Raw genomic sequence first — 13850 nt, forward strand, 5'->3', positions numbered from 1 at the left:
GCTGGGCCGGGCCGGCCCCGGTTGAGCGATCACCGTATCCTCGTGCGTATGAGCGATACGACCCCGGTGGGCCCGGAAGACCAGAAGATCATTACGCTGGCCCGCTCCGCGCGAGCGCGCAACGGTGTGCCCGAGGGGGCGGCCGTCCGCGATGAGACGGGCCGTACCTACGTGGCCGGGACGGTCGCCCTGGACTCACTGAAGTTGAGCGCCCTGCGCACCGCCGTAGCCATGGCGGTCGCCAGTGGCGCCACCTCGCTGGAGGCTGCCGCGGTCGTGAGCGAGGCCGCGGAGGTGTCCGACGAAGACCGCGCGGCCGTACGGGACTTGGGGGGCCCACAGACGCCGGTGCTCCTCGCGGGCCCGGACGGCACGCCGCGCGCCACGGTGGCTGCCGGGTGACCCGGAGCGAGCGATCCGCGCAGTCCGTGCCGCCCCACCCGGCCGGGCCCCAGCCCTTCGAACCGCACCCCGGCTCGGGCCCCGCCGACGAGGACTCGATGGTCAGTGGCTCGTCCGGCTCGTCCGGCTCGCCCCATGCGCCCGGGCCGTCTGGTCCGTCTGGTCCGTCCGGTCCGTTCGGTGCAGCATCGGCGGCCTCAGAGTCGGCCAGCCCCGCCCCCTCCACTGCCGCCGTTCCCTCCTCCGCCGCCGTTCCCTCCGCCGCCCCGGCAGGTGGCGGCTCGTTCGTAGGCTGGGCGGTGCTGGTGAGCGGCACGGTGTTGCTGGTGAGCGTCCCGGTGGACGCGGCGCTCGGTGACGGCTTTGCCTGGGCGACCCTCGCCTTCACGCTGATCTTGCTGCCGCAGGGCGCGCGCCAGGTTCTCACCAGCCACGGCGACATCCGCCGGGCCGATCGACTGCGCCCGCTCACGCTGGGCGGCGCGGCCGTAGCCGCCGCGCTCTGCTGGGCCGGTCTGATCACCGACTGGGCGCGGGGGCACAGCACGGACTGGCTGGTGCTGGCCGCCACCGTCTTCCTGACTCTGACGGGCGCGTCCTGGTTGGGCAGAGTCATGCTGCGCGACCGCTAGCCCAGCTAGGCCGCCATCGGCCCGCCCGGACCGGTGCCCCGCAGGTGGGAGCCTTGCCGGTGCGGGCTAGGCCGCGGGGGGCGTCGGCCCGTACCAGGGCGGGGCAGGCGAATGCGGGCCCCGGATGGTCGGTGCCGCCGCGCCGATCGGGGAGAATGGCCGTATGAGCGCTCGTATCCCCTCTTCCGATGCCCCCCATCGCGCGGGCTTCGCCTGCTTCGTTGGCCGCCCGAACGCGGGCAAGTCCACCCTGACGAACGCTCTGGTCGGCACCAAGGTGGCCATCACCTCCAACCGGCCGCAAACCACCCGGCACACCGTGCGTGGCATCGTGCACCGCCCCGAAGCGCAGCTCGTCCTCGTGGACACCCCCGGTCTGCACAAGCCGCGCACGCTCCTCGGTGAGCGGCTCAACGACGTCGTTCGGGCCGCCTGGTCCGAGGTCGATGTGATTGGGTTCTGCCTGCCCGCCGATCAAAAGCTGGGCCCCGGCGACCGCTACATCGCCAACGAGCTGGCCGGGATCAAGAAGACGCCCAAGATCGCCATCGTCACCAAGACCGACCTGGTGGACTCCAAGCAACTCGCCGAGCAACTGATCGCCATTGATCAGCTCAGCCGGGAGCTCGGCTTCGAGTGGGCCGAAATCGTGCCCGTGTCAGCGGTGGGCGATACCCAGGTGAGCCTCCTCGCAGACCTGCTCGTTCCGCTACTCCCGGAGAGCCCCCCGCTTTACCCCGAGGGTGATCTCACCGACGAGCCGGAGCAGGTCATGGTCGCCGAACTGATCCGCGAGGCGGCCCTGGAGGGCGTACGGGACGAGTTGCCGCACTCCATCGCGGTCGTGGTCGAGGAGATGATCCCGCGCGAGGGTCGTCCCGAAAACAAGCCGTTGCTCGATGTCCATGTCAACGTCTACATCGAGCGGTCGAGCCAAAAGGGCATCATCATCGGCCCCAAGGGCGCCCGCTTGAAGGAGGTCGGAGTGAAGTCGCGCAAGCACATCGAGGCGCTGCTCGGCACGCCGGTCTTCCTCGACCTGCACGTCAAGGTCGCCAAGGACTGGCAGCGCGACCCGAAGCAGCTCCGCAAGCTCGGCTTCTAACGCGCGGACGCGCGGACGCCAGTCGCGCGGTGGGCGGGCGAGGGTTACCCCGACATCCACTCCGTCACGCACCCCGCCGACCGACGCTCCCGCACTGCGCCCCCCGCTAGCGGGCTAGGTGGGTGGCTCCGCGATCAGCGCCGTCCCGACACGGATGAAGCCGATCTGCCCGTACAGCCGCGCCACGTCGGCGTCCCCGGCGGACAGGAAAATGGCCCGCACACCGCGGGTGCGGGCGTCGGAGGCAAGCGCCGCGGTCACGGCGAGCGCGAGCCCGCGCCGGCGGGCGGTGGGCAGTGTGCCCACGCCGACGATCTCGCTGACATCGTTTACCACGTGCCGCTGACCCGCGCAGAGCGCGAGCCCGCTGTCGTCGTCCACGGCAGCCGCGAGCGCGGTCCGTCCCGCGCGGATGCGCTCGGCGACGATGCGTACCGCCTTGTCCGTGCCGTACTGGGGCAACGCCGCGGTGAGCTCCGCCGGGCCCGCCACGCCGACCCGAGTGCCCGGTTCGGCGAACGCCAGGTGCGGCACGGTCAGCGCGCTGGCCAGCGTGGGATCTGCCGGGGCCACCATCCGTATGGTGACGCCGTCCGGCCGATGCCGCACGATCGGCAGCAGGGCAGTGTGCGGCAGCACGAGCAGCGGATGTTCGCGCACCGCGAGCCCGGACCGCTCCACGGCGCTGCGCAGTCCAGGCGAGGTCTCGGCGACCCATTCGAAGCTCTCCGGAAGGCCGAGTGCGCGCTGTCTGCCGCGTACCCGATCGACATCGCCCGGATCGACGGGGCCGTCTTGCCCCAGCGCAGGCCGGGCGTAGAAGGGCCAGCCCTCCCCCTCCCGCACGAACAGGGTGAGCGGCCCGAATTCCTCGGCACGGGCGCCATGGCGCGGAACCGCATCGTAGAACCGCTCCAGGCGGTCCAGCGTCGCGTGATGAGAGGTCATGCCGCGATACAAGCAACACCCCGGGGCCCGAGCCACCGGGTTTCCCCGCGAAAAGGCCAGCCGGGCGCCAACTATGCGCCTTCCTTGAGCACCGTGGTGATCAACTCCCGCTGTACGTCGCTGAGCCGCGGGTCGGCGCAGTAGACCGTGCTGCCGTCCACGTCGATGCCGTACTGAAAGCCATCGGGGACACCCATCGGTCGGGTGGGCGCGCCCTCCGCGAGCGTGGTGCGGGCCAGGAGCTCCAGGTGGGAGGCGTCGGGTCGGCCGGCGGTGTCGAGCTCTGCTCGGCGCGGGATGCCGGCAAAGCCGCCGGTTCTGGTGACGGTAATCCGCATGGCCTCTTCTTTACCGGGCCGGCGGCCCTGCTGGCTACCCGCAGCGGCTGACCTTGAGAGCGGGCACGCGGCTGCGGGGCTGGTTATCCAGGCCGCCGGCGCGGGGCACGCGCCGCGCCGCCGGCCCGAAAGTGGCGTCCGTACGGTCAGCTCAGGCCGGCTCCACCCCCACCCGCGTCCATGCCTTGAGCAGCGCCTGCTGTTCCTCGCCCGCCCCGTACCTGGCGACGGCCGCTGCCACGCTCAGCCGCGCGAAGTCGGCGAAGTCGGCATCCGTGGTGAGTTCGCCGCCCGTCAACACGTCGTACCAAAGCTGGCCGGCACGTTCCCATGCCTGGCCGCCGAGGGCCGTCGCTGCGAGGTAGAAGGCGTGGTTGGGGATGCCGGAATTGATGTGTACGCCACCGTTGTCGCTACTGGTCTCGACGTAGTCGTCCATCGTCGCGGGCTGCGGGTCCTTGCCGAGCACATCGTCGTCGTACGCGGTGCCCGGGGCCTTCATCGAGCGCAGCGCCTCCCCGGTGACCCGGTCCGTCAGCAGTTCGGCCCCGATCAGCCAGTCGGCCTGCTCCGCGGTCTGCCCCAGGGCGTACTGCTTGATCAGTACGCCGAAGACGTCCGACACTGATTCGTTGAGCGCGCCCGACTGGCCGAAATATTCCAGGTTGGCCGTGTACTGCGTGACGCCGTGGGTGAGTTCGTGGCCGATGACGTCCAGGGGCAGCGTGAAGTCACGGAAGACCTCGCCGTCGCCATCGCCGAAGACCATGCGTTCGCCGTCCCAAAAGGCGTTGCCGTACTCCTGTCCGTAGTGGACGGTCGCGTCCAGCGGCAGGCCGTTGTCGTCGATGGAGCGGCGGCCGTAGACCTTGAGGTAGAGGTCGAACGTGGCACCAAGGCCCGCGTAAGCGCGGTTGACGCTCGCGTCCTGGCCCGCTTCGTCGCCCTCGTCGCGCACCTTTTCACCGGGCAACTCCTCCCGGTTCGCGGCGTCGTAGATGGTCCGCTTCGGTCGGTCCGATGGCTTTTGGCCGGCGACGGCGGTCGTCCGGACGCCGCGGACGGTGGTGATCCGCCGCCTGGTGCGCTGGAGGGCGTCCCGCTCCAGGGTGCGGCGGGCGGGCTCGTGGAGCGCGGGGTCGTCGGCCCTGGACAGCTTGTCGAGGACATGCGGGGGGACGATGGTGCAAAAGACGCCGTGCTGGGCGGTGTGCCGGCGGGTCTGGGCCCCCGGGAACTGGGCTGCCTGGGACTGAGCCGTGGGCTGGGCCGCTGATGCGGCGGGCGATGGGCGGTTACGCGCGCGTGAGTCGTCCATGGCACGCAATGTGGCACCGGCGCCTGACGCTGTCACCGCTTATCAGCATGATTACTGCAATCGAGTGATCAACCACAGTATGCCGGTGACGCCCCCCGCATCCCGCATAGTGATACGGGGTACAGCATCGCTCGCCGCTCGGTTAGGCTGACGCGCATCATGCGTTTCGGGCTGCTTCTCCTTAGCTGCCGCGGCGAGGGCCTGTAGTCGTAGGCCGACCCCCTCCCCGCGGAGTTCGGTGCTGCGGTTTCCCCCGCCCCGTCGGCCGGTCCCAGCGGATACCCGAGGAGCCCCGCGCATCATGTCGCACGCATCGAGCACGCCGAGCAACACCGGATCGTCCAGCATTCCTTCGCGAACCCCCGCCCAGGGATCTTCGCCCGCCCGTACGGAGCGCTCCGTTGGGCGCCCCACGCCCCTGACCGCTGCGACCGTCACCCAGCGCCCCTCCGGGCTGCCCGTCCACCGTTACGGCGGCTACGAGGCCGTGAACATCCCCGACCGGACTTGGCCCGAGCAGCGCATCACGGTCGCGCCGCGCTGGCTGTCCACCGACCTGCGGGACGGCAACCAGGCCCTGATCGACCCCATGTCGCCGGCCCGTAAGCGGGAGATGTTCGACCTGCTGGTACGCATGGGCTACAAGGAGATCGAGGTCGGCTTCCCCTCGTCGGGTCAAACGGACTTCGACTTCGTGCGCTCGATCATCGAGGAGGGCGCAATCCCCGATGACGTGACGATCTCCGTCCTCACCCAGGGCCGGGAAGAACTGATCGAGCGGACCGTGGAGTCGCTGCGCGGCGCCCACCGCGCCACGGTGCACCTGTACAACGCGACTGCGCCGGTCTTCCGCCGGGTGGTCTTCCGCGGAAGTCGCGAGCAGGTCAAGCAGATCGCCGTGGACGGCACCCGGCTGGTCGTCGAGTACGCCGAGAAGATCCTGGGCGACGAGACGACCTTCGGCTACCAGTACAGCCCGGAGATCTTTACCGATACGGAGTTGGACTTCGCGCTGGAGGTCTGCGAGGGCGTGATGGACGTCTGGCAGCCCGAGGCGGGCCGCGAGATCATCCTCAATCTGCCCGCCACGGTCGAGCGCTCCACGCCGAGCACGCACGCCGACCGCTTCGAGTGGATGGGCCGCAACCTGTCCCGACGCGAATTCATCTGCCTGTCCACACACCCGCACAACGACCGGGGCACCGCGGTCGCCGCCGCCGAACTGGCCGTCATGGCGGGCGCGGACCGGGTCGAGGGCTGCCTGTTCGGGCAGGGCGAACGCACCGGAAACGTAGACCTGGTGACCCTCGGCATGAACCTGTTCAGCCAGGGCGTAGACCCGCAGATCGACTTCTCGCAGATCGATGAGGTCCGCCGCACCGCCGAATACTGCAACCAGATGGAGATCCACCCGCGTCACCCGTACGCGGGTGACCTGGTCTACACGGCCTTCTCCGGCTCCCATCAGGACGCCATCAAGAAGGGCTTCGAGGCGATGGAGGCCGCGGCGGTCGAGCAGGGCAAGCCGGTGACCGCCATCGAGTGGGCGGTGCCGTACCTGCCCATCGACCCGAAGGACGTGGGCCGCTCCTACGAGGCGGTCATCCGCGTCAACTCGCAGTCCGGCAAGGGCGGCGTGGCATACGTCCTGAAGAACGAGCACAAGCTGGACCTGCCGCGCCGGATGCAGATCGAGTTCTCGCAGACCATCCAGACCAAGACGGACGCCGAGGGCGGCGAGGTCACCCCGGGCCAGATCTGGGCCGTCTTCCAAGACGAGTACCTGCCGACCGAGCCCGGCAACGGGCACCGTCCGTGGGGCCGCATCCAACTGCGCAACGGACAGACCACGACCGACAAGGACGGCACGGACACGCTGACCGTCGAGGCAGTCGTGGACGGCGCCCAGACCGTGCTGACCGGCTCCGGCAACGGCCCGATCTCCGCGTTCTTCGACGCACTCCAGGCCATCGGCATCGACGCACGCCTGCTCGACTACCAGGAGCACACGATGAGCGAGGGCGCGAGCGCGCAGGCCGCCTCGTACATCGAGTGTGCGATCGACGGCAAGGTCCTGTGGGGCATGGGCATCGACGCGAACACCACGCGCGCCTCGCTGAAGGCTGTCGTATCGGCGGTGAACCGCGCCGCACGCGGGCGCTGATGGGCCCGTGGCCGGGCCTTCCACGGCGCGGCTACAGGCCCTGACGGGGCCGGCTCCTACGGACCGGTCGGCGAAGCCCTTACGGGGGTGGGCCGCGAGCCCTGACGGGTGGTTACGCGGCCCGCTCCCGGTCGCGCCATGCCGGGTCCAGCGGCTTGCAGCCGGGCCCGAAACCCCCGGGGGCTACGCCCGATGAGTGGGCGCCCCTGCCCGCTGGGACTGTGGCTGGCCCACAACTACGCCCTGGCCGCGCGGCGAGGCCGTACTTTCGGCCGCCAATTCTCGGCCGATTCACCTCGCCCGCACCAGCGCCTTACGGGGTCCCGCTCGCCGTTTCGGCAGGCGGGGCCCCTTGTGTGCGCAGGAGCTATGTGTATTGCCGCGGGCGTCACCGCACTTGCCTTCGTACGGGGTACTGACGCCGCGTCTCGGATGTGGTTAACATCACGTCCAAGCTGCGCCTCTGCTTTCAGATGCATAACAAAAGCGCAGAGGTGTGGTGAAGCAGCGCAACGGAGCGATGCGAAGCGTCATGGAGGTACACGCGATGTACGCGCGAGACCCACGTGGACGGAGCCTGTGCGTCATCGGCGTACGTACGAGCTGGCGCACGGTCGGCGATGGTGAGTTCTTCTGCACCGAGTGCGGCGGAGACCGCAACTACCGCCGCCGTACGGGACGTCGCCGCTTCATCGTCCTTGGCCTTCCCCTGGTGCCGCGCGGCTGGGTGACCCCGGTCGTTGAATGCGCGGCCTGTCACTCCCACTTTGGCACCGAAGCCCTCGATCACCCCACCACCACCCGCTTCTCCGCGATGCTGCGGGAAGCCGTGCACACCATGGCGTTGGCCATCTTGGCAGCGGGCGGCACCGAGGCACGCCCGGTGCGACAGGCGGCGGTCGGTGCCGTGCGCGCGGCCGGATACGCGGACTGTGACGAGGACCAGTTGCTCAACCTGATCGCCGCGCTTGCCGCCGACACCGGGCGGTTGCCCGGCGCCCGGCACGGCGACGACGGCGCACTCGACTTCGGCTTGGGCGACCCGAGCACGGCCCTTGCCATCGAACTGCACGAGGCGTTGGAGCCGCTGGCGCCGCACCTGGCCCCAGCAGGCCGGGAGAGCATCCTCCTCCAGGGAGCGCGCATTGCGGTGGCGGACGGGGCGTACTGCCCCGCCGAACGCGCCGTGCTGGAGACCGTGGGCCGAGCCCTTTCGCTCTGTCCCGATGACACGGCTCGGCTCCTGCTGGCCGCTTCCCACGCCTCTCCCTGAACCTCGCCCCGCCCTTCGGCCGTGTGCAGGAAGCTTTCACCGCGGGCCGCTGCGCCTTCGGAGGGCTGAGGCGTGTGAGGGGCTGAGGCGTGCGGGGGCTGTTGCCGGCTGTCATGTTGCCCGCTGCCCGTTGCCCGTTGCCCGTTGCCCGGTGCCGGTGCCGGCTGCGTGGACTGGTGTTGTCCCGTGCGGCCATTGCCGGTTACGGGTGAGACGCGGCCTTCGCCGCAGGGCCGTTGCCGTGTGCGGAGTACCCCTGCGGGAGGTACTCCCCAGGGAGTAACGCGGCGTTAGCGCCCTCTGGCGAAGTACCGCTCATCTCCGTCCCCACGCCGACGAATCGGGCCCCTCAGCCCGGAATCGTGGACTGTGTCAGCGCAGCAGGCACAGGAGGGAAGGCTCGCATGGCGGTTGTACGGACCACTCAGGGCAGCGCGGTCGCGGGGGCCGCACAGCACCCGGGCAGCGAGCACGAGGTGCAACATGAGCAGGATGACCAGGGCGAAAGGAGCGCGAGAGGTAGGAAGGGTGAGAGGGACAGAAAGAACAGGAAGGATGGAGAAGGCATAGGGGGCGGCGGCGCTGCGCGCGGCGGCGACGGGATGCGAGGGTCGGACGACGGTGGTGGGCCAGGATTCGGGGCCGGGCCCATGGGCGAGGGCGGCCCGCCAGGACCCGCGGCGAGCAAGGCTCAACGGCGGGGCGTTCCGTGGGCCATGGTGGCTCTGTGGATCGTCATCCTCGCGGTGGCCATGCCCTTCGCGGGCAAGATGGGCGGCGCCCAGGATGACAAGGCCGTCAACTACCTTCCGGCGAGCGCCGATTCGACCCGGGTCGCTGAGCTACAGGAGGCCATGCCCGGTGGTGACACCACCGATCTGGTGCTCGTCTACCACCGCGATGGCGGGTTGACCGCGGCCGACCGTGCGTCCGCTGGCGAGCACGTTGCCCAGCTGGCTGACACCTACGAGTTCAGTGGCGGCCAGCAGCCGAAGGCGGTGGACTCCAAGGACGGCGCCACGGTGATGTACGGCGTGTCGCTCAACGGCCTACCGGACGAGGAGGACCAGAACAAGGCGGTCGATGACATCCGCGATGTCGTTGACGACCATCCGCAGGGGCTGAGCGCGGAGGTTGGCGGCTCCGGCGCCCTCGGCAGCGATGCGAACAAGGTCTTTGAGAGCGTCGATGGCATGCTGATGCTGGCCACCGCCGCCGTGGTTGCCCTGCTGCTGATCCTCACCTACCGCAGCCCCTTCCTGTGGCTGGTGCCGCTGGTAGCTGTCGGCGTGGCCACGATGACGGCGATGGCCGTGGTCTACGGGCTCTCGCAGTCGTTCGACGTGACCATCACCGGCATGAGTTCAGCGGTGATGACGGTCCTAGTCTTCGGCGCCGGCACGGATTACGCACTGCTGATCACCGCCAGGTACCGCGAGGAACTACGCCGCCATCCGCGTCCGTACGACGCGATGATCGCGGCCATCCGCGGCTGCGGCGCAGCTGTCATCGCCTCATCGGGGACGGTCGCCGCCGGACTGTTGTGCCTGCTCGCTGCCGACTTGAGCAGCAGCAAGGGACTTGGCCCGGTCGGCGCTGCGGGCGTGGTGTGTGCGCTGGCGGTGATGATGACGTTGCTCCCCGCCATCTTGGTCCTGCTCGGTCGCCGGGTGTTCTGGCCGCTGATTCCCGCGTACGGCAGCACACCCACCAAGCGGCGCAGCATGTTCGCGGCTATGGGCGGCTCGGTCAGCAGGCGCCCGATCACCTTCCTGGTGGGAGGTGTGGCGTTGCTCGGCGCGCTCGCCCTGGGCTCGTTCAACGCCCCCGGCGCCCTGAAGCAGGAGGACATGTTCACCAGCAAACCGGAGTCGGTCTCAGCCCTGGAGACGCTGGCCGATGCGTACCCCGAGCAGGGCAGCCAGCCGATCACCATCCTGGCCCGCACTGGCAGTGCGGATGCTGTGCTCGACAAGGCGCGTGCGCAGGACGGAATAGTCAGGGCTGAGCGTGGCCGAAGCGGGGACGGATGGACGGAGATCAACGCGTTCGCCAAGGACGCCCCGGAGTCGGCGGGTGAGGTCCGCGCCATCAAGCAACTCCGAACCGAGCTGGGCTCCGTAGCCGGCGGCAAGGCCCTGGTCGGCGGTGCCAGCGCGGAACAGATCGACCTGGAGAAGACCAACGCGGACGATCGAATGGTGGTCATCCCGCTGGTGATGCTCGCGGTGCTGCTGATCCTGATAGTCCTGCTGCGCAGCCTGATTGCCTCGGTGATGTTGGTGCTCGCGGTGGTCGCGGTCTGGGGTGCGGCGACGGGCCTCGGTGGACTGTTCTTCGAACCGGTCTTCGGCCTGAACGGCATCGACCCGGGGCTGTCGTTGCTCACCTTCGTCTTCCTGGTCGCGTTGGGCGTTGACTACGGCATCTTCTTGATGCACCGGATGCGCGAGGAGGCGATGAAGGGGGCGAGCACTCCGCAGGCGGCACTGACTGCACTGCACACCACGGGTGGTGTGATCGCTTCGGCTGGGTTGGTGCTGGCCGCGACCTTCGCGGTGTTGGCAACCATGCCCATGACGATGATGCTGGAACTCGGCTTCATCATCGCGGTCGGCGTTCTCCTGGATACGTTCCTGGTCCGCACCTACCTGGTGACCTCGGCCAGCCTGCTCCTTGGCCGTTGGATCTGGTGGCCCGGCAAGCTGTTCCGCCGCCAGTCGGCGCAGGTGCAGACTGGCGCTCCTGAACGAGTGAGCGAACCAGTCGGCTGACGATCCGCCCACCCACCGTCGCGCTCGCCCCTCCCCACCCTCGCCCCTAGCCCCTAGCCCCTAGCCGGCAACGGTGATCACGGATGGTGGCGCGGCATCGGGCGGGTGGGCGATGCGGCGGGGCGTTGGGCGAGAAGTTGAGTCGAGGCGGACTCGGGGTGGGCCGGCCACGCGGACCGAGAGGATCGGTGGGACTCGCCAGCAACTCACCCTGCAAGATGCCGAACCCGACAAATCGCTCAAGACCAGGCCGTTATCCACAGAGGTGAGATGGGGCCAGGGCGAAAGTCAGATCTGTACCGCACGATGGGACCGTGCAAATGACCGAATTCACCGGTGTCGCCCTCCGGGGCGGCCGACTGGCCCGTGTGTTCACGATGTCCCGGCCAACGGCGGGGGACGTCACACTCGGCCTGGGCGTGCTCGCGATGCAGACCGCGCTGGCGCTGACCGTGACGAATGACGGTCACCGGCCCGACGCCCTTGGCTGGACACTGCTCATCATCAGTGCGCTGGCGCTGGTGTCCCGGCGGGTTGCCCCGATGGCCACCACGGTGGTCGTCGTGCTCGCTGTCGGTCCGTACCATTCGCTGGATTACGCCCACTTCGCCACGGTGCCGGCCGGGGTGGTCGCGCTGTATGCGTTGGCGGTCGGTGCCCCGCCGCTTAGGGCACTGTTGGCGCTGAGCGTGATAGTGGCGGCCATGACGCTGGTGATGTCCAGCTCGTCAGACAGCCAGGACGTATCGGAGATGCTGCGTGGCTCCGGTTGGTTGCTGGCCGTCGTGGTGATCGGCATAGCGATCAGGACCCACCGCAGTTATGTGGCAGCCATTGTGGAGCGGGCCGAGCGCGCCGAACGCACACGGGAGGAGGAGGCCGCGCGGCGGGTCGCCGAGGAGCGGTTGCGCATCGCGCGCGATCTGCACGACCTGCTTGCGCACAGCATCACACTGATCGGTGTGCAGACCTCGGTGGCGGCGCATGTGCTGGTCGCCGATCCGGATCGGCTCGATCGGGAGACCGTGGCCAAGGCACTCGACTCGATAGCGGACACCTGCCGAGACGCCCGTGCCGAACTGCGCACCACGCTCCAGGTGTTGCGTGCGGGCGACCCGGACCCATCATCCGACGCCACCCGACCGCCGCCGGGACTTGCGGGCTTGTCCGACCTGGCGAAGTCCGCGGAGGCGGCGGGGGCCCGTGTCACGCTGGACTTTCGGCTGACTGCGGCCGACGCGTCCGCGGTACCACCGGCCGTGGGCGCCGCGGCGTACCGCATCGTCCAGGAAGCGCTGACCAACGCGGTGCGGCACGCGGGCCCCGATGTCCGCACCGTGGCGACGGTGGAGCGGGTGCCGCTGCCCTGGGCTGACGGCGAGGCACTGCGAGTGACGGTCACCGATGACGGCCCGCCCTACCCACAAGCCCAGGGCTCTCCTCACTCACAGGCGCAGGGGCCGCGCCACCCACAGGCCCAGGGTTTGCGGCGCGCCAGGTCTCCCGAGCCCGCTTCCCCCCTCCGCGAGTCCATATCCACCGCCGGCCGTCGCGTCGCGAGCAGCACAGGGGGCGCGGCACGCGGAAGTCCGGGCGGCCCCGGCCAGAGTCCCACCGGTCCCGGCGCGGCCGTTGCCGGCCCGAGCGTCGGTGCCTTCGGTGCCACCGGCTCGGGCGGTACCGAGGGCTTCGGTATCGCGGGCATGCAAGAGCGTGCGCGCAGCGTTGGCGGCACGGTCACCGCCGGTCGGCGCGTGGAGGCCCCGGGGTTCGCCGTGCAGGCGGTCCTGCCGCTGGGATCGGAGCCGCACGGCGGCCGGACCATGCCCCGTATCGACCCGTCGGTTCCCTGGCGACGAATTGCCAGGGGACCGGTCGCGGAAGCCAAGGAGGACACAGCATGACTGCGCCGCGTCGCATTCGCGTACTGCTCGCCGACGATCAGACGCTGGTACGGGCCGCCTTCGCGATGCTCGTTGAGTCCGCCCGTGACATGGAGGTGGTTGGCCAGGCATGCAATGGCAGGGAGGCGGTCGAACTGGTTCGTACGGTGAAAGCCGACCTGGTGGTGATGGATATTCGGATGCCCGACCTGGACGGCATAGAGGCGACGCGGCGTATTGCGGCCGATCCGGAGTTGGCCGATGTGAAGGTGCTCGTGCTCACCACGTACGACACAGACGAGTACATCGTGGACGCTCTGCGTGCCGGTGCTTCGGGCTTCCTGGTCAAGGACACCAAGCCGGCCGAACTGCTGGAGGCCATCCGCACGGTGGCGGCCGGCGACGCACTCCTCTCGCCTGGTCCCACGGCCCGGTTGATCGCCCGGGTTCTCCGGCTCCCCACCGCTCTGTCGCCCTCCGCCTCGCTCCCCGACGCCCTGGCCATACTCTCTGACCGCGAGCGCCAGGTCCTCACCCTGGTGGGCCGTGGTCTGAACAACGCGGAGATCGCCGAGGCCCTGGGGCTGAGCCCGCTAACCGCCAAGACGCACGTCAGCCGCATCATGGGCAAGCTCATGGCCCGCGATCGAGCGCAACTGGTGATCGCCGCGTACGAGTCGGGCCTGGTGACCCCGGTCAAGACGGAGGCGGGTTAGCGATCTGGCCAATGGTCGTGAGGGTGCCCAACGCGGCACGTGGCCGGATGGCTCATTGCTCGCATGGCTCGTTGCTCGGACTTGGTTGGCCCTACCCAGGGAGCGCTGAGGCACAGGGCCTTGGGCCCCTGCCTTCGCGGATCAGGCCGTCAGGCGTCGGGGCAGGTGCGTCCCGAGGAACCGGTACGTCCCCAGATGCTGGGACGTGCCGAGGTGCCGGTATTTCCGAGGTGAACGCACATCCGAGGTGGGTGGTACTTCCGAGGGCGTAGGTGGGCCGCCTTCGGGGGGACGACG

The 13850-nt window shown here is 69.6% G+C and carries 11 protein-coding genes; 8 read left to right on the forward strand and 3 right to left on the reverse strand.

Annotation, left to right across the window (positions count from 1 at the left end; all coding sequences use genetic code 11):
• Window positions 1–48 precede the first annotated feature (48 nt).
• The 3 genes from FHS42_RS00295 (at window position 49) to era (ending at window position 2139) form a co-directional block, all read left to right on the forward strand.
• Window positions 49–402 (forward strand): cytidine deaminase-like protein, encoded by a 354-nt coding sequence (locus tag FHS42_RS00295; protein ID WP_184568442.1) that lies wholly within the window; start codon window positions 49–51, stop codon window positions 400–402.
• Window positions 399–1034, forward strand: coding sequence for a hypothetical protein (locus FHS42_RS00300; protein ID WP_184568443.1), 636 nt, complete (start codon window positions 399–401; stop codon window positions 1032–1034). The genes FHS42_RS00295 and FHS42_RS00300 overlap by 4 nt, the downstream gene beginning before the upstream one ends.
• Window positions 1035–1197: 163 nt before the next feature.
• On the forward strand, window positions 1198–2139 hold the full coding sequence (gene era / locus FHS42_RS00305) for a GTPase Era (RefSeq protein ID WP_184568444.1): 942 nt from the start codon (window positions 1198–1200) through the stop codon (window positions 2137–2139).
• A gap of 114 nt (window positions 2140–2253) precedes the next feature.
• Here the strand turns inward: era and FHS42_RS00310 are convergent, their stop codons facing one another.
• From FHS42_RS00310 to FHS42_RS00320, 3 genes are all read right to left on the reverse strand, one after another.
• Window positions 2254–3087: a GNAT family N-acetyltransferase gene (locus FHS42_RS00310; RefSeq protein ID WP_184568445.1), complete on the reverse strand. Its 834-nt coding sequence runs from the start codon at window positions 3085–3087 to the stop codon at window positions 2254–2256.
• Between the two features lie 71 nt (window positions 3088–3158).
• Window positions 3159–3425, reverse strand: coding sequence for a protealysin inhibitor emfourin (locus FHS42_RS00315; protein ID WP_184568446.1), 267 nt, complete (start codon window positions 3423–3425; stop codon window positions 3159–3161).
• A 151-nt stretch (window positions 3426–3576) separates the two neighbouring features.
• Window positions 3577–4743: a M4 family metallopeptidase gene (locus FHS42_RS00320; RefSeq protein ID WP_184568447.1), complete on the reverse strand. Its 1167-nt coding sequence runs from the start codon at window positions 4741–4743 to the stop codon at window positions 3577–3579.
• Between the two features lie 301 nt (window positions 4744–5044).
• Between FHS42_RS00320 and leuA the strand changes: the two genes are divergently transcribed.
• From leuA to FHS42_RS00345, 5 genes are all read left to right on the forward strand, one after another.
• Entirely contained in the window at window positions 5045–6907 is a 1863-nt protein-coding gene (leuA, locus tag FHS42_RS00325; protein WP_184568448.1) for a 2-isopropylmalate synthase, read from the forward strand.
• A 520-nt stretch (window positions 6908–7427) separates the two neighbouring features.
• Window positions 7428–8180, forward strand: a complete 753-nt coding sequence (locus FHS42_RS00330) for a TerB family tellurite resistance protein (RefSeq protein ID WP_246494080.1) — start codon at window positions 7428–7430, stop codon at window positions 8178–8180.
• Window positions 8181–8896: 716 nt separating this feature from the next.
• A complete protein-coding gene (locus tag FHS42_RS00335) occupies window positions 8897–10954 on the forward strand; it encodes an MMPL family transporter (protein ID WP_184568449.1) in 2058 nt (685 codons plus the stop codon).
• A gap of 428 nt (window positions 10955–11382) precedes the next feature.
• Window positions 11383–12858 carry a histidine kinase gene (locus tag FHS42_RS00340; RefSeq protein WP_246494127.1) on the forward strand — a complete coding sequence of 492 codons (1476 nt, stop codon included), beginning with the start codon at window positions 11383–11385 and terminating at the stop codon, window positions 12856–12858.
• The gene (locus FHS42_RS00345; protein ID WP_184568450.1) at window positions 12855–13553 is read left to right on the forward strand and encodes a response regulator transcription factor; all 699 of its coding nucleotides are present in this window, start codon (window positions 12855–12857) and stop codon (window positions 13551–13553) included. Before FHS42_RS00340 ends, FHS42_RS00345 begins: the two co-directional genes overlap by 4 nt.
• The last annotated feature ends 297 nt before the right edge of the window (window positions 13554–13850 follow it).

Origin of the sequence: Streptomyces zagrosensis (genome assembly GCF_014203645.1) — a bacterium.
GTDB lineage: Bacteria > Actinomycetota > Actinomycetes > Streptomycetales > Streptomycetaceae > Streptomyces > Streptomyces zagrosensis.